This is a genomic window from Microtetraspora sp. NBRC 13810 (assembly GCF_030268685.1).
In the GTDB taxonomy this organism is placed as follows: domain Bacteria; phylum Actinomycetota; class Actinomycetes; order Streptosporangiales; family Streptosporangiaceae; genus BSRQ01.
In genome coordinates this window covers 112772-137000 of sequence record NZ_BSRQ01000019.1, presented here as the reverse complement: position 1 = coordinate 137000, position 24229 = coordinate 112772, and the positions used below count along the sequence as shown (strand labels likewise).

At 72.2% G+C, this 24229-nt stretch carries 23 protein-coding genes; 15 read left to right on the top strand and 8 right to left on the bottom strand.

Annotation, left to right across the window (positions count from 1 at the left end; translation table 11 throughout):
* Positions 1–120: 120 nt before the first annotated feature.
* From QSK26_RS31155 to QSK26_RS31135, 5 genes are all read left to right on the top strand, one after another.
* Positions 121–468 (top strand): YbaB/EbfC family nucleoid-associated protein, encoded by a 348-nt coding sequence (locus QSK26_RS31155; RefSeq protein WP_285778871.1) that lies wholly within the window; start codon positions 121–123, stop codon positions 466–468.
* Between the two features lie 2 nt (positions 469–470).
* Entirely contained in the window at positions 471–1070 is a 600-nt protein-coding gene (gene recR / locus QSK26_RS31150; protein ID WP_285778870.1) for a recombination mediator RecR, read from the top strand.
* Complete coding sequence (locus tag QSK26_RS31145) at positions 1063–1593, top strand: DUF5063 domain-containing protein (RefSeq protein ID WP_285778869.1); 531 nt, start codon at positions 1063–1065, stop codon at positions 1591–1593. The genes recR and QSK26_RS31145 overlap by 8 nt, the downstream gene beginning before the upstream one ends.
* Before the next feature lie 121 nt (positions 1594–1714).
* Positions 1715–3001, top strand: a complete 1287-nt coding sequence (locus tag QSK26_RS31140; RefSeq protein WP_285778868.1) for an aspartate kinase — start codon at positions 1715–1717, stop codon at positions 2999–3001.
* Positions 2998–4056 (top strand): aspartate-semialdehyde dehydrogenase, encoded by a 1059-nt coding sequence (locus QSK26_RS31135; RefSeq protein ID WP_285778867.1) that lies wholly within the window; start codon positions 2998–3000, stop codon positions 4054–4056. The genes QSK26_RS31140 and QSK26_RS31135 overlap by 4 nt, the downstream gene beginning before the upstream one ends.
* A gap of 58 nt (positions 4057–4114) precedes the next feature.
* Here QSK26_RS31135 and QSK26_RS31130 read toward each other — a convergent pair whose 3' ends face one another.
* The gene (locus tag QSK26_RS31130; RefSeq protein WP_285778866.1) at positions 4115–5503 is read right to left on the bottom strand and encodes a hypothetical protein; all 1389 of its coding nucleotides are present in this window, start codon (positions 5501–5503) and stop codon (positions 4115–4117) included.
* Between the two features lie 514 nt (positions 5504–6017).
* Between QSK26_RS31130 and QSK26_RS31125 the strand changes: the two genes are divergently transcribed.
* Positions 6018–6695, top strand: coding sequence for a TetR/AcrR family transcriptional regulator (locus tag QSK26_RS31125; protein WP_285778865.1), 678 nt, complete (start codon positions 6018–6020; stop codon positions 6693–6695).
* Between the two features lie 77 nt (positions 6696–6772).
* On the top strand, positions 6773–7546 hold the full coding sequence (locus tag QSK26_RS31120; protein ID WP_285778864.1) for a bestrophin-like domain: 774 nt from the start codon (positions 6773–6775) through the stop codon (positions 7544–7546).
* Between the two features lie 123 nt (positions 7547–7669).
* Here the strand turns inward: QSK26_RS31120 and QSK26_RS31115 are convergent, their stop codons facing one another.
* A complete protein-coding gene (locus QSK26_RS31115) occupies positions 7670–8524 on the bottom strand; it encodes an aminoglycoside phosphotransferase family protein (RefSeq protein WP_285778863.1) in 855 nt (284 codons plus the stop codon).
* 286 nt (positions 8525–8810) lie between these two features.
* Positions 8811–10235, bottom strand: a complete 1425-nt coding sequence (locus QSK26_RS31110) for a hypothetical protein (RefSeq protein ID WP_285778862.1) — start codon at positions 10233–10235, stop codon at positions 8811–8813.
* A gap of 447 nt (positions 10236–10682) precedes the next feature.
* Between QSK26_RS31110 and QSK26_RS31105 the strand changes: the two genes are divergently transcribed.
* Genes QSK26_RS31105 through QSK26_RS31095 form a run of 3 tightly spaced genes read left to right on the top strand, consistent with a single transcriptional unit; the run spans position 10683 to position 12774 of the window.
* Positions 10683–11648 carry an LLM class F420-dependent oxidoreductase gene (locus QSK26_RS31105; RefSeq protein ID WP_285778861.1) on the top strand — a complete coding sequence of 322 codons (966 nt, stop codon included), beginning with the start codon at positions 10683–10685 and terminating at the stop codon, positions 11646–11648.
* Positions 11645–12367 carry an amidase family protein gene (locus QSK26_RS31100; RefSeq protein WP_285778860.1) on the top strand — a complete coding sequence of 241 codons (723 nt, stop codon included), beginning with the start codon at positions 11645–11647 and terminating at the stop codon, positions 12365–12367. Before QSK26_RS31105 ends, QSK26_RS31100 begins: the two co-directional genes overlap by 4 nt.
* Positions 12368–12423: 56 nt before the next feature.
* Positions 12424–12774 carry a YkvA family protein gene (locus tag QSK26_RS31095; RefSeq protein ID WP_285778859.1) on the top strand — a complete coding sequence of 117 codons (351 nt, stop codon included), beginning with the start codon at positions 12424–12426 and terminating at the stop codon, positions 12772–12774.
* On the opposite strand, the gene QSK26_RS31090 is transcribed toward QSK26_RS31095, so the two are convergent.
* Positions 12771–13877, bottom strand: coding sequence for an amidohydrolase family protein (locus QSK26_RS31090; protein ID WP_285778858.1), 1107 nt, complete (start codon positions 13875–13877; stop codon positions 12771–12773). The genes QSK26_RS31095 and QSK26_RS31090 overlap by 4 nt on opposite strands.
* A 412-nt stretch (positions 13878–14289) precedes the next feature.
* Between QSK26_RS31090 and QSK26_RS31085 the strand changes: the two genes are divergently transcribed.
* Positions 14290–15036: a hypothetical protein gene (locus QSK26_RS31085; RefSeq protein ID WP_285778857.1), complete on the top strand. Its 747-nt coding sequence runs from the start codon at positions 14290–14292 to the stop codon at positions 15034–15036.
* Here the strand turns inward: QSK26_RS31085 and QSK26_RS31080 are convergent.
* Entirely contained in the window at positions 15020–15814 is a 795-nt protein-coding gene (locus QSK26_RS31080) for an SURF1 family cytochrome oxidase biogenesis protein (protein WP_285778856.1), read from the bottom strand. The genes QSK26_RS31085 and QSK26_RS31080 overlap by 17 nt on opposite strands.
* A 48-nt stretch (positions 15815–15862) precedes the next feature.
* Positions 15863–16405, bottom strand: a complete 543-nt coding sequence (locus QSK26_RS31075) for a winged helix-turn-helix transcriptional regulator (protein ID WP_285778855.1) — start codon at positions 16403–16405, stop codon at positions 15863–15865.
* 93 nt (positions 16406–16498) lie between these two features.
* On the opposite strand from QSK26_RS31075, the gene QSK26_RS31070 reads away from it, so the two are divergent.
* From QSK26_RS31070 to QSK26_RS31060, 3 genes are all read left to right on the top strand, one after another.
* Positions 16499–16978: a GNAT family N-acetyltransferase gene (locus tag QSK26_RS31070; protein ID WP_285778854.1), complete on the top strand. Its 480-nt coding sequence runs from the start codon at positions 16499–16501 to the stop codon at positions 16976–16978.
* A 53-nt stretch (positions 16979–17031) separates the two neighbouring features.
* Positions 17032–17628, top strand: a complete 597-nt coding sequence (locus tag QSK26_RS31065) for a TetR/AcrR family transcriptional regulator (protein WP_285778853.1) — start codon at positions 17032–17034, stop codon at positions 17626–17628.
* 67 nt (positions 17629–17695) lie between these two features.
* Positions 17696–18667 (top strand): NAD(P)-dependent oxidoreductase, encoded by a 972-nt coding sequence (locus tag QSK26_RS31060; protein WP_285778852.1) that lies wholly within the window; start codon positions 17696–17698, stop codon positions 18665–18667.
* Positions 18668–18765: 98 nt separating this feature from the next.
* Here the strand turns inward: QSK26_RS31060 and QSK26_RS31055 are convergent, their stop codons facing one another.
* The gene (locus tag QSK26_RS31055; RefSeq protein WP_285778851.1) at positions 18766–19059 is read right to left on the bottom strand and encodes a hypothetical protein; all 294 of its coding nucleotides are present in this window, start codon (positions 19057–19059) and stop codon (positions 18766–18768) included.
* Between the two features lie 313 nt (positions 19060–19372).
* Here QSK26_RS31055 and QSK26_RS31050 point away from each other — a divergent pair, with 313 nt between their 5' ends.
* Complete coding sequence (locus QSK26_RS31050) at positions 19373–20827, top strand: DUF7059 domain-containing protein (protein ID WP_285778850.1); 1455 nt, start codon at positions 19373–19375, stop codon at positions 20825–20827.
* 379 nt (positions 20828–21206) lie between these two features.
* On the opposite strand, the gene QSK26_RS31045 is transcribed toward QSK26_RS31050, so the two are convergent.
* Positions 21207–24218 carry an AfsR/SARP family transcriptional regulator gene (locus QSK26_RS31045; protein ID WP_285778849.1) on the bottom strand — a complete coding sequence of 1004 codons (3012 nt, stop codon included), beginning with the start codon at positions 24216–24218 and terminating at the stop codon, positions 21207–21209.
* Between the last annotated feature and the right edge of the window lie 11 nt (positions 24219–24229).

The window sequence follows — 24229 nt, the reverse complement described above, 5'->3', positions numbered from 1 at the left end:
GGCTCGGGCGCCGGCGAGTGTGACGGAACACGGGCCACCGCCAGTGCAACACCTCGGCGAAACACCGTAGGCTCATGACGACGAACGTCACAGACGCGGAGCCATGAGGAGCGCACGACGGTGAATCCAGGGGATGTCAACCTGCAGCAGCTGCTGGAGCAGGCACAGCTCATGCAGCAGCAGCTCGTGAGCGCCCAGCAGGAGCTTAACGACGCGCAGGTCGAGGGCTCGGCGGGCGGGGGGCTCGTCGTCGCCACCGTCAACGGTGCCGGCGAGTTGCAGGAGCTGAAGATCAAGCCTGAGGTCATCGACCCGGGAGACCCGCAGGAGACGGCCGACACGGTCGCCGATCTGGTCATCGCGGCCATTCGCGACGCCGTCCGCGCCGCGTCGGAGCTGCAGCAGGAGAAGCTGGGCCCGCTCGCACAGGGCCTCGGGGGCGGCCTCGGACAGCTGCCCGGGTTCTAGCCATGTACGAAGGCGTCGTCCAGAACCTGATCGACGAGCTGGGGATGCTCCCGGGCGTCGGTCCCAAAAGCGCGCAGCGGATCGCCTTCCACCTCCTGGCCGCCGACCCGGCCGATGTGAACCGGCTCGCGCACGCGCTGCTGGAGGTCAAGGAGAAGGTCCGCTTCTGCCGCGTGTGCGGGAACGTCGCGGCCGAGGAGGAGTGCCGGATCTGCCGTGACGCCCGCCGCGACGAGCACGTGATCTGTGTCGTCGAGGAGTCCAAGGACGTCGTGGCGATCGAGAAGACACGCGAGTTCCGCGGGCGTTATCACGTGCTCGGCGGCGCGATCAGCCCGATCGAGGGCGTCGGCCCCGACGATCTGCGCATCCGCGAGCTCATGACGCGCCTGGCCGACGGCCAGGTCACCGAGTTGATCCTCGCCACCGACCCCAACCTGGAGGGGGAGGCGACGGCGACCTATCTCGCCCGTCTGGTCAAGCCGATGGGTCTGAAAGTGACACGACTGGCCAGCGGTCTGCCGGTAGGCGGTGACCTCGAATACGCCGACGAGGTGACCTTGGGCCGCGCGTTCGAAGGACGAAGGTTGCTGGATGTCTGATGAGTGGAACGGCCTGGCCGACACGATCGCCGGCCATGCCCGGAACTATCTGGACGGCCTGACCAGGCTGGCCAGGGGCGAGGGCGGCGACGCCATGCTGCCCCTGCTGCTGATGGAGGTCGCGCAGGTCAGCCTGGCCGGCGCCCAGCTCGGCGCCAGCCAGGACGTGATCCTGTCCGGCAACTACGAGCCGCCGCTCAGCGAGGACCCCGACCTCGACGAGATCCGTACGGCTCTCGCCGAGCGACTGGGCCCGGTGGACGACTACGCCGAGGTGTTCGACCCGTACAAGGACACCGGGGTCACCGCCTACCGGCTGTCCGACGACCTGACCGCCGTGGCCGCCGACCTCGTGCACGGCATGCGGCACCACCAGGCCGGGCGTCCGCTCGAGGCGCTGTGGTGGTGGCAGTACTCCTACTTCAACACGTGGGGCAACCACGCGGGCGCCGCGATGCGCGCGCTTCAGGCGCTGGTCGCGCACACCCGGCTCGACGTGGTGGACGAGCGCACGACGGTATGAGAAAGAGGGCGAGGATGTGGACGACGGCTTGGTTGTCCACATACTGAGCCGGCACTGAGGGCGCTCCGAGGCAACCCCGTAAACTGTCAGCTCCACTGCCTTTTTGCTTCGGAGATTTCTCGTGGCACTCGTTGTTCAGAAATACGGTGGTTCGTCCGTCGCCGACGCGGCCAGCATCAAGCGGGTCGCCCAGCGGATCGTCGCGACGAAAAAAGCCGGCAACGACGTCGTCGTGGCAGTCTCCGCGATGGGTGACACCACGGACGAGCTGCTGGATCTGGCGCAACAGGTCTCGCCGCTGCCACCGGGCCGCGAGCTCGACATGCTGCTGACCTCGGGTGAGCGCATCTCGATGGCGCTGCTCGCGATGGCCATCGCCAACCTCGGTCACGAGGCCCGCTCGTTCACCGGCTCCCAGGCAGGCGTGATCACCGACTCCTCGCACGGCAAGGCGCGGATCATCGATGTCACGCCGGGGCGGATCCGGGAGGCGATCGACGCGGGCCAGATCGCGATCGTGGCCGGTTTCCAGGGCGTCTCCCAGGACAGCAAGGACATCACCACGCTCGGCCGTGGCGGCACCGACACCACCGCGGTCGCGCTGGCCGCCGCGCTGGGCGCCGACATGTGCGAGATCTACACCGACGTCGACGGCGTGTTCACCGCGGACCCGCGCATCGTGTCCGCGGCGCGGCGCATCCCGCGCATCTCCTACGAGGAGATGCTGGAGATGGCGGCCTGCGGCGCCAAGGTGCTGCACCTGCGCTGCGTGGAGTACGCGCGCAGGTTCAACATGCCGATCCACGTCCGGAGCTCGTTCAGCCAGCGAGAAGGCACGTGGGTCGTCGCCTCTCGTTCGACCACCAGTGACAGTGAAGGAAGCGAGATGGAGCAGCCGATCATCTCCGGCGTGGCACACGACCGGAGCGAGGCCAAGATCACTGTTGTCGGGGTGCCCGACAAGGTCGGAGAGGCAGCCACGATCTTCAAGACGCTGGCCGGCGCCGAGGTCAACATCGACATGATCGTGCAGAATGTCTCGGCCGCCGCCACCGGCAGGACCGACATCTCCTTCACGCTCCCGGTCACCGACGGCCCGACCGCGCTGACCGCGCTCACCAAGATCCAGGACCGGATCGGCTTCGAGTCGCTCCTGTTCGACGACCAGATCGGCAAGGTGTCGCTGATCGGCGCGGGCATGCGCTCGCACCCCGGCGTCACCGCCACCTTCTTCGCCGCCCTCGCCGACGCGGGCGTCAACATCGAGATGATCTCCACGTCGGAGATCCGCATCTCGGTGATCGTCGGTCAGGAAGAGGTCGACACGGCCGTCACCGCGGCCCACCACGCGTTCGACCTCGACGCCGAGCAGGTCGAGGCCGTGGTTTACGGAGGTAGTGGACGATGACCAAGCCGACTCTCGCCGTCGTCGGCGCGACCGGTGCCGTGGGCACCGTCATGCTCGACATCCTCTCCGGCCGTCCCGACGTGTGGGGCGAGATTCGCCTGATCGCCTCTCCGCGGTCCGCGGGCAAGGTGCTCAAGGTGCGAGGTGAGGAGGTCGTCGTCCAGGCGCTGGCCCCCGAGGCGTTCGACGGGGTCGACGTCGCGATGTTCGACGTGCCCGACGAGGTGTCCGCGGAGTGGGCGCCGATCGCCGCCGCCCGCGGCGCGGTGGCCGTGGACAACTCCGGCGCCTTCCGGATGGACCCGGACGTGCCGCTGGTCGTGCCGGAGTGCAATCCGGAGGCGGCCAGGGTTCGCCCGAGGGGCATCATCGCCAACCCCAACTGCACCACGCTGTCGATGATGGCCGCCATGGGCGCGCTGCACCGCGAGTACGGGCTGCGGGCCCTGGTCGTGGCGTCCTACCAGGCGGTGTCGGGTGCCGGGGTGTCCGGTCCGGAGCGGCTCTACGACGAGATCGCGGCCGTGGCCGGCGACCGCACGATCGGCACCGTCGCCGGTGACGTGCGCAAGGCCGTGCCCGACCTCGCCGACTCGCCCTTCCCGGCTCCGCTGGCGCTCAACGTGGTGCCGTGGGCGGGCTCGCTCAAGGACGGCGGCTGGTCCTCCGAGGAGCTCAAGGTGCGCAACGAGTCGCGCAAGATCCTCGGCATCCCCGACCTGAAGGTCTCCGCGACCTGCGTCCGGGTCCCGGTGGTCACCACGCACTCGCTCGCCGTCCACGCGACCTTCGCGAAGCCGGTCACCGTCGAGGGCGCCCGGGCGATCCTGTCGGCCGCGCCCACCGTGGTCGTGCTCGACGACCCGGCCGCCGGTGTCTTCCCGACCCCGGCCGACGTGGTCGGCACCGACCCCACCTATGTGGGCCGGATCCGCCAGGCGCTCGACTTCCCGGACACGCTGGAGCTGTTCGTCTGCGGCGACAACCTGCGCAAGGGCGCCGCTCTGAACACCGCCGAGATCGCCGAGCTCGTCGCCGCCGAGCTCACGTCCTGACCCGGACCCGGCCCCCTCGCCTCTCCGGGGAGGGGGCCGGGCTGTCCGGTGGCCCGGCCTACAAGCGGTCACCCGCCGGAGACCAGGGAGCGGCGACCAGGCGTGGTGCGACCCCGGCCGACACCCGTGAGCCGCCGTCTCCGGTGGCCGGGGCGCGTCGGTCCGCCGCCGCGGTGTCGTCGCCGCGGTGCGGTCCCGGGGACCAGAGGCGTTGCGCCTGTGGTCCTGGGGACCAGAGGCGTTGCGCCTGTGGTCCTGGGGACCAGAGGCGTTGCGCCTGTGGTCCTGGGGACCTGAGGTGGTGCGCGAGCCGGTAGGTCGCGAGGGGCGGCGAGCCGGCTCCGAGCCACTGGCCATAGCCGGGCTGTTCATAGCCGGGCCGTTCATAGCGGGGTGGCTCGTAGCCGGGCCGCTCGTAGCCGGGCCGCTCGTGGCCGGGCTGCTCATGGCGGGGCTGCCCGTGGCCGGGCTGTGCCTGCCCTGGCTGCGCGTACCCGGGCTGTGTGTAGCCGGGCTGTGTGTAGCCGGGGGCCGGGTGTCCGGCGTGGCCGGACGGTGGCCGTCCGGCGTACTCGGCCGTGGGCCGGTCGCCGACCGTGGCGCCCTGTCCGGGGCGGATGGCCGCGTGCAGGGCTGGGCGTGGTTCCGGGCCGGCCGGCTGGGGGGCGTGCGGGGCGACGGGACGCTCCTCGCGCCGGTGGGCGGGCCGGTCATCGCGGGGCGCGGTGGAGCGCTTCGCGGCGTGCAGGCGGGGACGGTCGGGCCTGGCGGCCGAGTCCGTCTCCTTGGTGGAGCGGATCGAGTCCGTCTCCTTGGTGGAGCGGAAGAGGATGTCCCAGTGATCGGATTCACGGGCGTAGAGGTCGCCGTTGGGCGCCCGGCGCAGCGGCGCGCCGTCCTCACGGACACCGGCGGCCGGGAAGTGGCCGGTGATGTAACGGTCGACGCACGCGTTGGGCGTGATGTCGAGCTTGTAGCCCTTGCCGTGGCTGTACGGGCCGGGCGCGTGGCCGGTCTCGGTGCCGCCGGTGACGACGATCGGGCAGCCGCTCCGCTGCTTCAGCCTGATCACGGAGTCGACCGTCTCGGCCCGTACCGCCGTCAGCGACGTGCAGGTGCGGATGCGGCGGTCGGTGCAGTTGCCGGTCGAGCTCCACTTGAGCCCGGCGTCGCGGAGCTGCCGCATGGCCTGGACATGGCCGAGCCGGACCGCCGCTTTGCGGTGCGCGTGCGCGCGCCGGTGCGGCCCGGAGCGGACCTTGCCGATATTCTCGTTGCCCTGTGTGTTCGAGGCGTGAGCGAGTTGCGCGGTCGCGGTGAAGATCCCACCGGCGTCATAGGTCCGTGCGATGGCGCGGCCGGGCGCGAGCTCCGGCATGTGGTCGGGCACATGGATGGGTGAGGACGGCGCGTTCATGGCGGTGATCGCGCCGTCACCCCTGCCCACGGTCGGATCGACTGCTTTCTGCCGGCCGCCCAGCCAGCTCGAATACGACGCCGGATATGCCGACTCGTATGGAGATGGGAAGCCGGCTCGTGAGCCTCCTGCCGTACCGGATCGGGTGACCTGGGCGGTCGCACGGCTCCGGTGCATAATGTCGTGCCTGGTGGATTTCAGGCTCGGTTTATGGGAGCCGTCGCTTATTGCGCCGGCCCCCGCCTCGCCTTCGTCCGTGCCGGCGTCGGCCAGCGTGGTCGTGGCTCCCGCCGTACCGGCCAAGGCCGTGGCGAGAACGGATGCCTGTACGGCGAGCAGCACACAAGCCGCAAGCCGTACGGGCACCTGTTTACATGGACTGGTCCCCATGTTGATCCCTTTTCGCGGATTGCCCTTCCGCCTGGAGGATCAATCCCACGATTACCCGCGAGTGATCCCTGATCTCGGTCACTCTTTGCGGTGTGGTGGTGATCACCGTCAGGGTTCATGACCTACCTAAGGGACGAGTCGTACAGTGACGAACGTGGTGGAACCGCCCCAGCGCAGCAGTCGAGGATCGGAGAGGACCCGCGAGCTCATCGTCGAGACGGCACTGAGGCTGTTCCGCGAGCGTGGCTTCGAAGCCACCACGATGAGGGCCATCGCCGCCGAGGCCGGGGTCTCCGTGGGGAACGCGTACTACTACTTCTCCTCCAAGGAGGCGCTGGTCCAGGCGTACTACGACCGTGCTCAGCGGGAGCACGAGATCGCCTGCGAGGAGCTGCTCGCCGTGGAGACCGGGTTCGAGGCGCGGCTGGGCGGGGTGCTGCGGCAGTGGGTGGTGGTGTCGGAGCCGTACCACGAGTTCGCGGTGAAGTTCTTCAAGCACGCGGCCGAGCCGAGCAATCCGCTCAGCCCGTTCAGCGCGGAGTCGACGCCGGCGCGGGAGTCGTCGATCGGCATCTACCGGCAGGTGGTCGAGGGGGCGGCCGACCGGATGGACTCCGAGCTGCGCGAGGAACTGCCCGAGCTGCTGTGGCTGATGTCGATGGGCGTCGTGCTCTTCTGGGTGCACGACAGGTCGCCCGGGTGCCAGCGGACCTACCGGCTCATCGACCTGACGGTGCCACTGGTCGGAAAGCTCGTGGGATTGTCGCATCTGCCTGGTTTGCGAGGGATCGCCAGAGACTTTATTGCCGCCATGCACGAACTCCGCGCGTGATTCATGGGAATACGCGCACCAAAGCATTACCCTCGGCATTTGACATGACACGCTAAGTAGGTAGGTGTGGAGGGTTCATGGGCTGGGTGGCAGTAGTGGCGGTGGCCGTGTTCGTGGTCATGGGCATCACGTTGACGGTGCTCCGGCGCAGGGGCAGAAGCGACGAGGAGCACGGTTCCGTGGCCCTCGACTTCGCGACCAACCTCGCGCTGGCGATCTATCTGCTGGTCCTCGCCTATGCCGCGGTCCTCTGCCGAGACGCGATCAACGCCGCGAACACCGACGTCGCCGCCGAGGCGGAGAGCCTGACCGAGCTCTACTGGTCGGTCTCGTCGATCCCCGAGGCCGGGCCCGTGCGGGAGAAGATCAAGTCCTACACCGAGCAGTCGATCACGCTCGACTGGCCGCTGATGACCCAGGACCGGCTGTCCGACGTCGCCGACCGCAGCCTCGACGAGTTGCGCGCCGGCCTGTTCCAGCTCCGGCCCGCCGACGAGACGCACAGGGAGATGCGCCAGGAGGCCCTCGCCAGGGCCGCCGAGGTGAGCCACGCCCGTGGCATCCGGGCCGCGGACGCGAGCACCCGCCTGGAAGGGATCTTCCTGATCTCGATGGTGATCTCCGGCATCGCGGTCATCGTGCTGCCCTGGACTCGCGGCATCCGTCCCACCGTCACCTCGGTGGTGAGCGACGTGGTCCGGCTGGCCATCGTGGTCACCGGCATCGTCTTCATCCAACTGCTGAGCCACCCCTTCAGCGGTGTGGGCGCGGTCGAGCCGTCCGCCCTGCAAACGGCCCAGCAGCAGTTCGACCGCATCGACGACCAGATCCTCACCTCCCCCGGCGGCTGACCGAAGGCCCTCTCCAGGGGCCGGCCGGTGACCGTTCTCACGGCTGCCGGTCAGCCCCTGAGCCGTGTCCGGGGCGGGTTTCGGTCGCGTCGCGCTGTCCCTGGGGTGTCCCTCCGGTGGTGGTCAGCGGGTGGCCGCTCGCCACCCGGCGAGCGCGGTGTCCGCCTGCCGCGCGTACTCCGGGAAGCGGAGGGACTTCGCGAGCTGCCACAGCGTCCCCTGGAGGCTGCGCGCCTCCGCGACCAGCCGGTACGCCGGGTCCTCCGGGTCCGCGCCGTACGCCCGCACCGCCTCGCCGCCGTCGAGGAGCCGGCTCCGCCGCAGGCAGGCGAGATCCCAGCCGACCGGTCCCGAGCAGGTCTCCTCGAAGTCCGTCCACAGCAGGCCCTCGCCGGTGGCCAGCAGGTTCCCCGGATGCGCGTCGCCGTGCAGCGCCTGCACCGCCCCGTACGGCCGGCGCAACTCCTCGCTCAGCCGCCCGTGCGCGGCCCGCAACTCGGCCAGCGCCTCCGCGTCGAAGCCCGTCCCCGCGAGGACGTCCAGCAGGTGGGCGGTCTCCTCCAGCGCCGGACCCAGGTGGGGCAACTCGCCCGGGTAGCCGCGCAGCGCGTCGTGCAGCTCGGCGAGCGCCCTGCCCACCTCGGCGGGCTCCAGCCGCCGATCGGGGTCGTGTTCCACATACGTCCAGAAGGACATGGCGACCCCGTCCCGTTCGAACGGCTTCGCCGGCAGCAGGTCGCTCACGGGCACCACCGGGGCGCCCGCCTCGTGCAGATGCGACACCACCGCCACCTCCCGCGCCAGCGCCTCCGCGGGCCGGGGCCGGCCCAGCGTGGTCACCGTCGGAATCCTCGCCACGATCGGCGCCGGCCGCAGCCACACCCGCAGGTTGAAGGAGTCGCGCAACACCACCGGATCCGTCACCCGGATCCCGTACTCCCCGGCGATCGACACGGCCACGGCCACGGCATCCCTCATCGCCCCAGTATCGGACGGGGGCCCATGCCGGGGCATCCGAAATACGCCCGGCCGCTGCCCCTCCGCCTGCGGGCGGCCGGAGGCTGGGGGCGGGGTGGTGGTGCCGTCGGCGGTGTTCGTACCGGGAAGGGAGGGGTGGGGGCCGGTGGTGGTGCGCCTGCCAGGTGGGCGGGGTGGGTTGTCGGTGGTGTTCGTGGCGGAGTGGGGGCGGTGGTGCTGCCCTGGGGGGAGGGTTTGGGGGAGGGGCCCCGCCTGGGATGGTGCCGCAGGCGGGGTTAGTGGTGGGTTATCGGCGGAGTCTGGTGGCGGCGCCCAGGGTTACGGCGCCGATCACGGTGACGAAGACGACGATGATCGTGTTGCGGTCGGTGCCGGCGCGGCGGGCGGCGAAGCGTTCCAGTACGGAGTGGCGGTTGGGGTTCCAGTCGCGCTCGGGAGGCTGGGGGGCGGCCTTCGGGGGCGGTTCGGGGGTGGGCTCCGGGATGGGCTCGGGGGCCGCGATGGGCGTCACCGGGCGCGGGGGTACGGGGGCGGGGCGTTGTACGGGTGGGGCCGGTATCTGGGGCTTGCGGGGTTTGGCGGGCTTTGCCGGCTTCGCGGGTTTGGCTGGCTTGACGGGCTTGACCCCGCCGGGGACCGGTGGAATGGCCGGGGCGGGCGGTATCGGGGGGACGACGACATCCGGTGGCCGGGGCGGTTCGGGGATCGTGACGCGCAGACCCGCGGCGACGCCCACGCTCGGGGCCTGCGGGGCAGGCGCGCGGAACAGCCCGACGCCGGCCGCCAGACGCAACCGCCCCACGCCGACCCCGAGCGCCACGCCCGCGGCGTCCCCCGGCGAGACGGCGACGAGGGCACCGGCCCGCAGCAGTGAGCCGTCCTGGGGGGAGTCGGCCGCGTCATCCGAGGAGAGGGAGGCGCGGGCTCCGGCGCGGAGTGAAGTGCCGTCGGGGGAGGAGAGGGAGGCGCGGGCTCCCGCGCGGAGTGAAGTGTCGTTCTGGGAGGGTTCGGCTGCGTCATCCGAGGAGAGGGAGGCGCGGGCTCCGGCGCGGAGCGAAGTGCCGTCGGAGGAGGAGAGGGAGGCGCGGGCTCCCGCGCGGAGTGAAGTGCCGTTCCGGGAGGGATCGTCCGCGTCGTTCTCGGAGACCGAGGCGCGGGCTCCCGCGCGGAGCGAACTGCCGTCGGGGGAGGAGACGGAGGCGCGGGCTTCGGCGCGGAGCGGAGTGTCGTCCGGGGAGGTGGCGGCGGCTTCGGTGCGTAGTGAGGTGTCCTGCGGGGTTACGGCAGTGGTGGCGTCGGCTTGCGATGTGCCGTTCTGGGGGGTGACGACAGTGTCGGTCTGAGTGTCAGCGGTGGCTCCGGCGCGCAGGGGGGTGTTCTCCGGGGGGACGGCGGCTTCGGCTCGCAGGGTGGTGCTTTCCGGGGAGGTGGCGGCGTCGGCCCGCAGGGTGGTCTCGTTCGGGGAGACGGTGGTGGTTCGGAGTGTGGAGTCCTCCGGGGAGGAAGCGGCTTCGGCTCGCGGAGTGGTGTTCTCCGCGAGGGTGTCGGGAGTTCGTTGGGTGGAGTCCTCTGAGGGGAGGAAGTGCTCCAGGGATGTGTCCAGGCGGGACGGTGGTTGTCCGGCGGACGGCGGGCTCACGTAGGCGACCCTGGACACGCCCGCCCGAGCAACCCCCGACGAGACCGCCTGGGTCACCCCGTGCGAGTCCATCCGAGATCCCGAGTACGAGTCCGCCCGGGACAGCCAGGACGAGTCCGCCCGGGACACCGAGGACGAGTCCGCACGGGACTCCCAAGGCGAGCTCACCCGTACAACCTCGGACGAATGCCCCCGGGGCACCGCAAGCGAGGTGGCTTGGGGTGGGTTTTCGGGGGATATGTCGAGGGTGGGGGTGAGGGATAACGCGAATAGGGGGAGGGCGGTCAAGGACATCGGGCCGAGTAAGGCTCGGCGGTGGCGGCGGTTGTGCGCTGGCTTCTCGTACCGGCTCCTCACGAGATGAGTTTAGGCACGTCAAAGGATTCTTGGCCGGGTATTGCGACAGATGCCGGATGGATTCGGTGCCATACCGTCCAGTTGGTATGCCATAACCCTTGACGCCCCCCGGTCATACTGGGGCAAGCTACGACAGAACGACATTCTGGATGGAGGCGACCGATGGCCGCGGAAGCGCGCTGGGGGATGACGATCCCGTTCTACGATCGAACGCTGTCCGAATCCCGGGAGCTGGTCGCGGAGCTGCCCGCGCTCGGCTACACGGACGCCTGGTCGGCGGAGGTCAGCGGGACGGACGGGTTCACCCCGCTCGCGCTGGCCGCTGAGTGGGCGCCGTCGCTGCGGCTGGGCAGCGCCATCGTGCCGGTCTCGACCCGCGGGCCGGGGCTGCTGGCGATGTCCGCGGCGACGCTGGCCGACCTGGCGCCGGAGCGGTTCGTGCTCGGCATCGGCGCCTCCTCCCCGGCGATCGTCGAACGCTGGAACGCCGGGGAGTTCGTCAAGCCCTACGCCCGTACCCGGGACACCCTCCGTTTCCTGCGCAGGGCGCTGGCCGGGGAGAAGGTCTCCGAGCGCTACGAGACCTTCGAGGTGCAGGGCTTCAAGCTGGAACGCGCCCCCGCGACGCCACCCAGGATCGTGCTGGCCGCGCTGCGCCCGCGGATGCTCCGGCTGGCCGCCGCCGAGGCCGACGGCGCGATCACCAACTGGCTCTCGCCGGCCGACGTCAGGAAGGTGCGCGCCGAGACGGGCCCGGACACCGAGCTGATCGCCCGCCTGTTCGTCTGCGTGAGCGAGGACGCCGAGCAGGTACGCGAGCTGGCCCGCCGCCTGCTCGCCGGCTACCTGACCGTGCCCGTCTACGCCGCCTTCCACGACTGGCTCGGCCGCGCCGAGGTGCTCCGCCCGCTGCACGAGGCGTGGGCGGCGGGCGACCGCAAGGCCGCGCTGAAGGCGATCCCGGACGAGGTCGTGGACGACCTCGTGGTGCACGGGGACGCGGCCACCTGCCGGGCCAGGATCCGGGAGTACGTGGCCAACGGGCTGACCACCCCGGTCCTCGCCCCCGTCCCCGGCGGCGTCTCGATCACGCAGGCCGTACGCGACCTGGCGCCGAGCGCAGGGTGAGCGCGGCGGAGGTCCTCGCCCGGGACGCGGTCGACCAGGCGCGGGCCGTGCGCGCGGGGGAGGTGTCGCCGCGCGAGCTGGCCGAGGCGGCGATCGCCCGGATCGAGGCGCTCGACGGCGAGCTGAACGCCGTGGTCCACCGCCGTTTCGAGCGGGCGCTGGCGGAGATCGACGCGATCGCGGCCGATGCGCCGTTCCGGGGCGTGCCGACGCTGCTCAAGGACCTCGGCTGGGCGTCGGCGGGCGATCCGTACCGGGAGGGGTCGCGCGCGCTGGACGGCGTGGTCGTGGACACCGACTCCTACGACGTGGCCAAGCTGCGCCGCGCCGGGTTCGTCATCCTCGGCCGGACGAACACCCCCGAGTTCGGCACCACCGTCACCACCGAGCCATTGGCCGCCGGGCCGACCCGCAACCCGTACGACCCGGCGTACTCCAGCGGCGGGTCCAGCGGCGGTTCGGCCGCGGCGGTGGCGGCGGGCATGGTGGCCGTGGCGACCGCCGGCGACGGCGGCGGGTCCATCCGCGTCCCGGCGAGCCTGTGCGGCCTCGTAGGGCTCAAACCGGCGCGCGGGCGGATCAGCATGGGCCCGGCCGTCGGCGAGGGCTGGGCCGGGTTCGCGGTGACCGGGGTGCTCACCAGGACCGTGCGGGACACCGCCGCGCTGGGCGGGCGCCTTCGCCGGGTGAGGGAACGCGGGGCCCGCCGCGCGCGTTAAGCGGGACGACGGCCGGGTAGTACCGGCGCCACGATCCCCTCTGGGAGGAGCCCACGATGGCCAAGGTGGGGCGGAGCGCGGCGTTATGGCGGGCTTACCGCGAGGTGAACAGCCCGGGGACGCCCGGCATCGGCGTCCGGGTGCGCGGCATCCCGCGGATGCTGGCCGCCGTCCTCCGCGGCGACTATCCGGGCATGGGCAAGGGCAGGCTCGCCATGATGGGGCTCGGCGTGGTCTACCTGATCTCGCCGATCGACGTCATCCCCGACTTCCTGGTGCTCATCGGGGTGGTCGACGACTTCGGCGTCTTCCTGTGGCTGATGACCTCGCTGCTCGGTGAGAGCGGGCGTTATGTGACGTGGGAGCGCACGCACGACGCTCCCACGTTCCTGGACTCGCCCTCCTAGAGCTGTTCCATCCGCAGCCACGCCCGGGACGGCAGCGGGTGGCCGAACAGCCGGGCGGCGTTGCCGTAGGCGACCCTGGCGATGTCGGCCGGCGGCAGGCTGCCGAGGTTGCGGGCCACCGAGCGCTGGGTGTCGGGCCAGGTGGAGTCGGAGTGCGGGTAGCCGCTCTCCAGCAGCACGTGGTCCAGCCCCACGGCGAGCCGCACGCCGGACAGCGCGTGGTCGTTGAGCGTGCCGAAGTAGAAGTTGCGGCGCAGCACCTCGCTCGGCTTCAGCCCGCCCTCCCACGACGACTCCCCGCCCACCGTGTGGTCCAGCGCGTAGTCGGCGCGCTCGGCGAGCATCGGCAGCCAGCCGACGCCGCCCTCGACGACGAGGATGCGCAGGTTGGGGAAGCGCAGCGGCACGCCGGACCAGAGCCAGTCGGCGCAGGCGAACATCGCGCTGGTCGGGATCAGCGTGGTGATGGCCTCGATCGGGGTGTCCGGCGAGGGCACCGGCGCCCAGGACGCGGAGCCGGTGTGCAGGCACACCACGGTGCCGGTCTCCTCGCAGGCCGCGAAGAACGGGTCCCAGTGGCCGCTGTGGATGGACGGCAGCCGCAGCCGGGTGGGGAACTCCGGGAAGATCACCGCTTTGAAGCCGCGGGCCGCGTTGTCGCGGATCTCCTTGGCCGCCACCTCGGGGTCGGGCAGCCAGGGGAGCTGCATCGCGATGATCCGCTCGGGGTAGGTGCCCGCCCACACGTCCACGTGCCAGTCGTTCCACGCGCGCAGCACGGCGAGGCCGAGATCCTGGTCGCGGGTCTTGGCGAAGGGCATGCCCGCCTGCCCGGCCAGCATGCCGGGGAAGCAGAGGGCGGCCCAGACGCCCGCGCGGTCCATGTCCTCGATGCGGGCCTCGATGTCGTGACAGCCGGGCCGCATCTGCTCGAAGCGCACCGGGTCGAGGGTCCACTGCTCAGGCGGCATGCCCGCGCCGACGTCGACCCCGGCGCAGGGGTAGGTGGCCCCGCCGTACTGCCAGACCTGGTGGCCCGACCCGGTCTCCACCACTTTCGGGGCGAGGTCGGCGTACTTCTCGGGCAGCCGTCCCTCGAACATGTCAGGTGGCTCGATGAGGTGATCATCTACCGAAATGATCACATAGTCGCGCCGCCTCGGCTCTGGGTCGGTAAGCAGCGGCGTAGTCACATGGGAAACCGTATGACGCTGGCATCACACAGAACAAGCTGGGAGGTCTCCAAGCTGTATCTCTTCATTCACCTCGTGGACGGGACGGCCCGGCGAATGGGGCGGAACGGTCCACGGGATGTTCCGGACCCTCTCCACGGCGGCGCCGTCGATGACGAGAAACATTCTCGCAGCAACCTTCGCCCGCACCACCCGAACGGCGAACCCGGTCCCCACTCCACCCCGGCCCCCAGGTGAAACGCGCCACCGGGTACCTCGAATTCGAGGGGATCGATCAGGCGCTTTACCCTAAGCACGCCATCTCTTCGCGATTGGGGCTTGGGTGTCCTCCGCCATCAGACCGGGCGTCGTCGAACCGGTTGTCCCGCACCCGGTGCTCCAGCCCCGGACTCCGCACGACCGCCTGCTCCACGCCACCCGCTGGGTCCTGCTGGCCGTGCTGACCTTCGCCGTCTTCGCCGTCACGGTCAACGGCGAGCCGGCGCCGCGCCCGGTCCGGGACCTCTACGCGGGGTTGCGCGCGGGCACGGTGACCCAGGTGGTCGCGGACCGGTCCTGGCCCGGTTACGGGCAGCTCCTGTGGTCGGAGGGCCCGACCCGCTGGTCGCGGGCGATCGGGGTGCCCAAGGGCGAGGTGTGGGACCCGGTGACGACCCGCCTCGACGAGGCGAGACTGGCGCCGGTGCGCGCCTCCCACCTCGCCGCGATCGCGGCGGCCGGCCGAGAGGGCGGGCGCGTGGTGCCGGTCACCGACCCGCCCGGCGGGCCGGGCCTGTGGGCGTATGCGGAGCTGCAACGCGTGTGGGCGCCGCTGGCCCCGCTGGGGGCCGCCGCCGGGGCGCTCACGCTGCTGCTGATGCTGGGACTGCCGGAACGCCGCTACGCCACCCGCTGGGCCTGGTTGTGGATCTTCCTGCGCGGCGGGATCGTGTTCTACGTCCTGCTGGAGCCCTATCCGCTGTGGCGCAGGCCGTACGACGTGCTGACCCCCAGGGGGCCGCTGAACGCGGCGCAGGGGCTCCTGGTGGCGATCGTGGCGACGTTCCTGCTGGTCATGGTCCCTTTGTAGCGTCCGCCAGCTCTTCCTCGGGCTCGTCCGCCGCCGCCTTGATGTCGGCCGCCTCCCTGCGGATGAGGAAGAACCAGCCGCCGACGGCGATCCCGATGAACAGCCACCACTGCACGCCGTACGCCAGGTTGAGCCCGCCGCCCTCGCCGACGTCGGGCGCGGGCACCGGCTCGGGCTCCGCCGCGGCGGGCCGCTGCCCGGTCAGCTCCACATAGCCGCCGGGGATCCGGTACGGCAGGCCGCGGCCGATCGCGCCGGCGTCGATCAGCAGGACCTGGCCCGGCGGGAGGCCGGCGCGGTTCCTGATCCCGGAGGTCTCCTCGGTCTCGCTCGGCCGCAGCCGCCCGGTGACGGTGACCTCGCCGGTGGCCGGCGCGGGCACCTGGGGCATCGCGTCGGCGGTCGCGCCCGCGGGCACCCAGCCCCGGTTGACCAGCACCGCCTGGCCGGAACCCGTGACCAGCGGGGTCAGCACGTAGAAGCCGAGCCTGCCCTCCTGGGGGCGGCGGCGCACGACGAGCTGGTGGGCGGTGTCGTAGGTGCCGGAGACGGTGACGGTGCGGTACTCGTCCGCGTCCCTGACCGGCTCGCCCGGGCGGGCCAGGGTGTCCAGCGGGGCCGCGCCGGCCCGCAGGTTGGCGGTGATGTGGTGGCTCGCGGCCGAGCGTTCCTCGAAGCGCCCGAACTGCCACCGGCCGAGGAACACGAAGGCCGGGATGACCAGCAGCACCACCACGTGGAACGCCAGCCAGCGAGGGGTCAGGAGGAACCTGTACACCCACCCAGCGTAGGCATCGCCACCTCCGCCCCCGACTCCGGGCGGCTCTCAGGCCGGGCGCGGCTCGCGGGCGCGGCACTCCCCGGCCTCGGGGGCGGGGTCCGGGACCCGGGGGGCCAGCCGCAGGCCGGGACCGGGAAGCGGGGTGATCTCGCGGGCGGAGCCGACCTCGTGGCCGTCGGCGCAGCGGAAGTACTGCTCGACGTCGGCGCCGCAGCCGCGGTGGGTGAGGAGCACGGGGGCGCCGTCGTCGGCGAGGTAGCGGTCGCCCCAGTGCATGAGGGCGACCATGATCGGATACAGGTCGATGCCCTTCTGGGTCAGCCGGTACTCGTCGCGCTGGCGCTGCCCCGGCTCCCGGTAGGGGACCTTGCGCATGAGGTCCTCCTCGACCAGGCGGGTCAGCCGGGCGCTGAGCACCTGCCGGGGGGCGCCGGTCGCCGCCTGCATGTCCGCGAAGCGGCGCACCCCGCCGAACGCCTCCCGCAGGACGAGCAGCGTCCATTTCTCGCCGACCACGCGCAGGGTGGCCTCGATCGAGCAGTTGTCCACGCGGAAGGGCACGCTCATGGCGGAATCGTAGGTGGTCATTCCGTTCCTTCCAATCTTCCCTGAGTCTACTTGACAGACTCAGGACGCTGTCGGCAGGCTGAGTCCATGCTCCGAACTCAGCCTTTCCCTCCCGTGTTACAGCCCGCCGACACGGTGGTGGTGCGGCCGGCCGGCCCGGACGACGAGGAACCCGTCCGCGCCTTCCTGGCCGGGCTGTCCCTGCGCACCTGCTCCATGCGGTTCTTCGCCGGCGTGACCCGGCCGAGCGCGAGCATGGTCAGGTCCCTGCTGGCCCTCGACGGCGGGCGCGACGCCCTGCTGGCCGTGCACGCCGTCACCGGCCAGGTCGTCGGGCACGCCATGAGCTACCGGTACGCCGGGACGTCCCAGGTGGAGATCGCCGTCGTGGTGGCCGACGAGTGGCAGGGGCGCGGGCACGGCTCGCGGCTGGTCGGCGTCCTGCTCGCCCGGGCCGTCGCCGAAGGGGCGGAAACCGTCGGTATGGACGTGCTCGGGGACAATCGCAAAGTATTATCGATGATCAGAAAGAGGTGGCCGGAGGCGACCGCGCGGGCGGTTCAGGGCACGGTGGAGATTGTCGCCGCTCTCTGAAACGCGGTACGGCCATTTGCGGAACAACGTTCTGTTACCGCACCATTGACCTCGTGAAGAGTGTCAAGAACGGGCGTGACGGTCGTACCCGGATCATCGACGGCGCATTGCGCAGGTTCAGCCAGGACGGCGTCTCCGCCACCACCCTGGCCAGTCTCCGCGAGGAGAGTGGCGTCAGCGTGGGCAGCTTCTATCACCACTTCGCCAGTAAGGAGCATGTCTTCGGGGTCCTGTACGCCGAGACGCTGGCGATGTACCAGGAGGCGTTTCTGGCCGAGCTGGTCCGCCACGAGAACGCCCGCGACGGGATCGAGGCGATCGTCGCCTTCCACATGACCTGGTGCGGCGAGCACCCCGAGCGGGCCCGCCTGCTGATCAGCGAGCGCCCGCCACGCCGCAACGAGCCCGGCGGCACGGAGGTCGCCGAGTCCCGCCGCGCGTTCTTCCGCCAGGTGGCCGACTGGTGGCGGCCGCACATGAAGGCGGGCCTGCTCCAGCCGGTGCACGCCACCATGTGTTACGTACTGTGGCTCGGGCCCGCCCAGGAGATGTGCCGGCTGTGGTTCAGCGGCGCCCACCAGCCCTCCGACGAGGAGATCGCCGGCCTGTGCGAGGCCGCCTGGCAGAGCCTGCGGCAGCCCGCCGCCTGACCCCGAGGCGGCGTGGTCGCGCGGGCACCCTCCGCGATACTCGCTGGTAGGGGCTATTGTCGCGATTGTGGGTGTTGGCGAATTCCCTCGGGTGCGGCCGCGGGCCCTGGTGCTGGCCAGGCTGCCGGCCGACGCCGTCCAGCGCCTGGCCGCGGTCGCCGAGGTGGTCTCCGCCGACGAGTTCCCCGAACTGGCGGGCCGACCCGCGTGGGGGTTCTCCGACGAGCGGCTCGCCGACCTGGTGATCGGGACCGGCGCGCGGGTGCTGGTGACCGACGGGGACGAGGTGCGCGGCGCGGTGCTCGGGCTGCCGCTGGACATCGTGGCCTGCGTGCGGGCGCCCACCCGGGTGGACGTCCGGCTCGCCCGTGAGCGCGGCGTGGCCGTGCTGCACTCCGCCGACCACGACGTGGACGCGGTCGCCGAACTCACCGTCGCCCTGCTGTTCGCGGTCAACCGGCACATCGTCACCGCCGACCGCGACGTCCGGGGCGGCCGGGTCTACCGCCGCGGCCTGCCGCCCGCCCAGCGGCACCGCGGGGTACGGCTGGCCGGCCGTACCTTCGGCATCGTGGGCCTCGGCCGGGTCGGCACGGCGGTGCGGTGGCGGATGCGCGGGCTGGGGATGCATGTGATCGCCTGCGACCCGCACGTGCCGGAGGCCGGGCACACACTTCCCGCCCTGCTCGCCGAGGCCGACGTCGTGTCCGTGCACGCCGAGCTGACGGCGGAGACCAGGGGGCTGATCGGCAGCGCGGAGTTCGCCGCGATGCGGCCGGGCGCGATCTACCTGAACACCGCGAGAGGCGGCCTGCACGACGTGGCGGCCCTGGTGGACACGCTGCGCGGCGGGCATCTCGGCGGGGCGGGGCTCGACCACTTCGAAGGGGAGTGGCTGGACCCGGATCATCCGCTGGTCCGGCTGTCCAACGTGGTGCTCACCCCCTGCCTGGGGGAGGCGACCGGGGACAGCGAGGCGGAGCGGGCCGGGCTGGTGGTGGACGACGTGGTGCGCGTGATCAGGAGCCGCGAGGTGTGACAGGGCGGACCCGGGGGCGGGACCGGGCAGGGACGGCCGCCTGGGTGCGGGTGTACGGGAGGAAGCCCCGCGCCCGGGCGGTCAGCGCCCGCCGTCGCTCAGTGCGCGGGGGCGAAGGCGGTGCGGGTGGGCACCCGCCAGACCTTCTGGTCCAGGGAGATGTCCAGGCGCAGGTCCTGGCGGCGGCGGCTCAGGCCGGGCACCCGGACCCGGTCGTGCACGTCGAAACGGCCACGGCGGGGATAGCCGAACCCGAGTTCCCCGGGCAGCACGCGAAGCTCGTCCCTGTTCCCGCAGGCGGGACAGGTCCACGCGACGAGATCCCGGCCACGGTTGTAGTCGTGGCAGGCGCGGAAGTACTCGTCGGGGACGAAACGCGACTCACATGCCAAGCAGGGGATCAACATCCAAGATCCACTCCCTGTCGAAAAAGATCACGGCGGCTACCGCCCAGACGTATCGCGAAGCGCTTGACCGCCACTTGCAGAACGCTTGCCCCGTTGGGTGACCGGAAGGTGGCGTTCCGTGTTCCGGATACTAGCGGGACTCAAGTGATCAAATACCTGCTACCCGGGCAGAAGTGATCGTAGTGGCTTTCCGGCCGGCGTCGCCGAAAGTCGCATCACCGAGATCACCCGAATCACCGGAATCACCAGGATCACCCGGATCGCCGGGCGCCGGGGCGCGCGATGGCAGGATGGGCCGGTGAACGTCCCAGCCAGCCTGCTCGACCGGCTCCGCGACCGGTTGCTCGAATCCGGCTACACGATCGACGGCGTCCGCGAACGCCTCGGTCCCGTCGCCGCGGCCGCCCTCTCCCGCGAGGAGCTCGTCCCCGCGCTGCGCGCCACCGCGGACGGCGACCCGCTCGCCGCGCTCGTCCGGCTGTGGTGGCTGGGCGTGCCCGTGGAGGGCCCGGAGCTGCCGCTCGACGTGGCCGGGCTGGTCGAGGCCGGGCTGCTCGCCCCGGAGCAGGGGCGGACCGTGCGCGCCGCCGTCCACCTCCAGCCGTGGGAGGGCGACGGCTACGTCGTGTCCGACCGCAAGGTCAGGCCGGGCGACCCGCCGCTGCACCCCGGCCACGTGGTCGGCGCGGGCGGCGCGTCCGCCAACCTCGCCCAGCTCGTCACCCGCCGCCCGGTGGACAGCGCGCTCGACCTCGGCACCGGCTGCGGGGTCCAGGTGCTGCACCTCGCCGGGCGGGCCGCCCGGGTCGTCGCCACCGACGTGAACCCGCGCGCGCTGGAACTGGCCCGGCTCTCCTGGCGGCTGTCCGGCATCCCGGACGAGACGGTGGAGGCCCGCGAGGGGTCGATGTTCGAGCCGGTCGAGGGCGAGCGGTTCGACCTGGTGGTGTCCAACCCGCCGTTCGTGATCTCGCCGGGCGGCGGCCTGACCTACCGGGAGACCGGCGAGGAGGGCGACGCGTTCTGCCGCGACCTGGTACGGCGGGCGCCCCGGCACCTCGCCCCCGGCGGCCACTGCCACCTGCTGGCCAACTGGCTGCACGTCAAGGGCGAGGACTGGCGGGACCGGGTCGGCGGCTGGCTCACCGGGACCGGCTGCGACGGCTGGGCCGTCCAGCGCGACGTCCAGGACCCGGCGGAGTACGCCGAGCTGTGGCTGCGCGACTCCGCCGAGCAGGGCACCCCCGCGTACCGGGACCGCTACGACGCCTGGCTCGCCCGCCTCGAAGCCATGGACGTGACCGGCATCGGCTTCGGCTGGATCACGCTGCACGACTCGGGCACCCTCGACCCGGTGGTCCGGGTGGAAGAGCTCACCCAGCGGGTGGAGCTGCCGGTCGGGGCCTACGTGGAGGACGTGCTGCGCTCGGTCACCACGGCGCACCGGCTCACCGGCGACGAGTTGTTCGCCGCCGCGCTGAACACCGCGGAAGGCGTCGTGGAGGAGCGGATCGGCCCGCCCGGCGCGGAGGACCCGGCCCGGATCGTGCTCCGGCAGACCCGCGGCCTGCGCCGCACCGCGGCGGTGGGCACGGTGGAGGCCGCGCTGGCAGGCGTCTGCGACGGCACGCTGCCGCTGGGGCCGCTGCTCGACGCGATCGCGGAGCTGACCGGGCAGTCCGCCGACGAGGTGCGCCGCGCCGCCCCCGAGCCGGTCCGCGCCCTGCTCGCCGAGGGCTTCTTCACCCTGTGACCAGCCGCTTGATTCGCTGTTGATCCGATGTTGACCGCCGGGCGCGATGCTCGGAACGTGGGCACGGACCCGGGGGGTTCGAGGTCCGTGCAAGCCCGGCCGGTCGTCACGTGAGGCGGCTGACCGTCGCGTGGAGCATCCGGAACACCGGGCCCCCTAGCGCCGCGCGACGGTCGATGATCGGCCGGGCGCCACGTTGGGGAGAGGGGATCCGGGAGACCGGTGGCGCGGTTGGGGAGCCGCGTCGCCGGTACCCGGAGGCGGCACCCAGGGTGGCGACAGGACGGGAGCTCAGGTGATCAACCATGTGCGGATGACTCGGCTCGACGACGACCTGTTCCTCGGCCTCGACGGCCACGACGACCCCGGTCCCGCGCGCTCAGCTGCTGACCTGGTCGAGATCGAGAAGTGCGCGCAGGTCCTCGGCCTCGGGGGCGCCGATCCTGGTGAAGACGTCCAGGGCGCGGCGCAGGCACTCGCGGCTCCTGGTGGCACTGCCCAGGCCGCGCAGCGCCCGGCCGAGGACGGCGAGTGACTGGCCCTCGCCGTAGGGGTGGCCGATCTCCCTGCTGAGCGTCAGCGCCTGCTCGGCGTGCCGTACGGCGTCGGGGAAGCGGCGGGCGGTGATGAACGTCTCGGCGAGGCGGCAGCACACCCGCTGCTCCCACACCCGCTGGTTGCTGGCGCGGAAGAACGACAGGCACTCCGCGTGGTGGTGCACCGCCTCGGTCAGGCGGCCCACCCGGGACAGCACGATCCCCAGGTGGTAGCGGGCCCTCGCGGTGCCGGCGCCGCTGCCCATCTCGCTGAAGATGGCCAGGCCGCGTTCGGCGGCGGCGATGGCGTCCTCGGGGTGGCCGAGCCCCAGGTGGTCGCGGGCGGAGTAGCTGAGCACGAGGGCCTCGCCGGCCGGTGCGCCCATGTCCCGGTAGACCCGGCTCGCCGCGTCGAACCAGGCGAGCGCCTCGTGGTGGCGGCGCCGGCGGCCGGCGACGACGGCCAGCGCGTTCAGGGTCTCGCCGGTGACGACGCGCTCGTTCAGGGCGCCGGCCAGGTCCAGGGAGGCGCGGAACTGCTCCTCGGCCTCGTCCAGCCGGTTGGCGCCGAAGAGCACCCGGCCCAGCACGTAACGGGCGCGCAACTCGCTGCGCCGGTCGTGGGTGGCGAGGGCCGCGGCCAGCGTCTCGCGGGTGCGCCGGTCGAACTCGCGCATGTGCGTGCCCGATTCGAGGAACGGCTCCATCGCCACCAGCAGGTCGGCGGCGGGCAGCAGCGTGCCGTCCTCCTTGTGCTCCTTGCCGGGATCCCTCCCCGTCGCCCGCTCGGCCGCCTGGCCGATCGCCGCGAACAGCGCCTCGGCCTCGACGGTCAGCCACGCCACGGCCTCGTCCGCGGTGGAGAAGGTGCGTCCCGTGCCGTGCACCGACAGGTAGCTGGAGATCATGCTGCCCTCGTAGGCCAGCCGGTGGGCCTCCTTGGCCGAGGCGAGGTAGTAGTCGAGCAGCCGGCCGAGGGCCCGGTTCCGGGTGTCGGGGTGCTCGGAGTCCGCCGCGGCCCGCCTGGCGAAGAGCCTGAGCAGGTCGTGGAAGCGGTAACGGCCCGAGGCCGGGGACTCCAGCAGGCTGGCGTCCACCAGCGACTCCAGGACGTCCTCGGTCTCCACGGGGTCGCGGTCGAGCACCGCCGAGGCGGCCGGCAGCGAGATGTCCGGCCCGCTGGGCAGCGAGAGCAGCCGGAACGCCCTGGCCTGGGCCTGGTCGAGCTGGCCGTACCCGAGGGCGAAGGTGGCGTCCACGGCGAGGCCGCCGACCTTGAGCTCGTCCAGCCGGCGGCGTTCGTCGGCCAGCCGGGGGACCAGCGAGGCGACCGTCCAGGCGGGCCGTGCGGCCAGCCTCGCGGCCACGATGCGCACGGCCAGCGGGAGGAAGCCGCAGGCGGCGACCACGTCCATCGCCGGAGCCCGCTCGGCTGCCACCCGTTCCGCGCCGGCCACCGCGGCGAACAGCGACAGCGCCTCGTCCGGCTCCATCACGTCGAGGTCGATCAGCCGGGCGCCCGGCAGGTCGGCGAGCTTGGCCCGGCTGGTCACGATCGCCGCGCAGCCCGGGGTGCCCGGCAGCAGCGGGGTCACCTGCTCGGTGCCGTGCGCGTTGTCCAGCAGCACCAGCATCCTGCGCTCGGCCAGCAGCGACCGGTAGAGCGCGGACCGCTCGGCGAGACCCTCGGGCAGCACGTCGGCGGGCAGGCCCATCGCCCGCAGGAACGCGGCGAGCGCGGTCTCCGGCGCGGTCTCCTCGTCGCCGTGGCCGCGCAGGTCGGCGTAGAGCTGGCCGTCCGGGAAGAGGTCGTCCACGTCGTGCGCGACGTGCACGGCCAGGGTCGTCTTGCCCACGCCTCCGATCCCGGACACGGCCACCACCGGGACGCCCTCGCCGGTGAGCAGGTTGCGCAGCCGGCCGACCGCCTCCCTGCGGCCGGTGAAGTCGCTCACCGGCGCGGGGAGCTGCGCGGGGCGCGGCAGGTCCTCGGTCACCTCGGGCCGCGCGGCCTCCGCGGGCTGCCCGCCAGCGGCCGGCCGTACCGGCTCCGGCGGTGCGGGGGCGAGCGCGAGGGCGGGGTCGGCGGCGAGGATGCGCTGGTGCAGGGCGGTCAGCTCGGGGCCGGGATCGACGCCCAGCTCCTCGACCAGGGACTCCCTGGTGTCGGTGAACACGGCGAGCGCGTCGGCCTGCCGCCCGCAGCGGTAGTAGGCCAGCATGAGCTGGGCGCGCAGCCGCTCGCGCAGCGGGTGTTCGGCGGTGAGCGCGATCAGGTCGGAGACGACCTCGTTGTGCCGGCCGAGGCCGAGGTCGAGTTCGACGAGCGACTCGACGACGTTGATCCGGCGCTCGGTGAGCCGGTCGCGCTGGTGGTCGGCGTACGGGCCGACGGCTCCGGCCAGCGGCTCGCCGCCGCACAGCTCCAGCGACTCACGCAGCAGCGCGGCGGCCTCGCCGGCCCGGTCCGCGCGCCGGGCGGTCTCCGCCCGCGCGACGCCGCGCTCGAACAGCGTCAGGTCCAGCGCGCCCTCGGGCAGCCGCAGCGCGTAGCCCTTGCCGACGGAGGTGAGCAGATCGGGCCGGGCGCGCGGCGAGCGGTCCGGCTCCAGCACGGCGCGCAGCCGGGAGACGTAGGTGCGCAGCGCGCCGAGCGCGCGCGGCGGCGCGTCCTCGCCCCACACCGCGTCGATGATCTCGGTGGGCGTGACCGCGCGCCCCTCGCGCAGGAGCAGCATCGCGAGGATGGAACGTTGCAACGGGGTGCCGAGTTCGAGTTCCAGCCCGTCCCGCCAGGCCCGCACGGGACCGAGTACGGCGAAGCGGAGCCCGTCGTCAGAGCCCTGAACTGCCATTTTCCCGATAC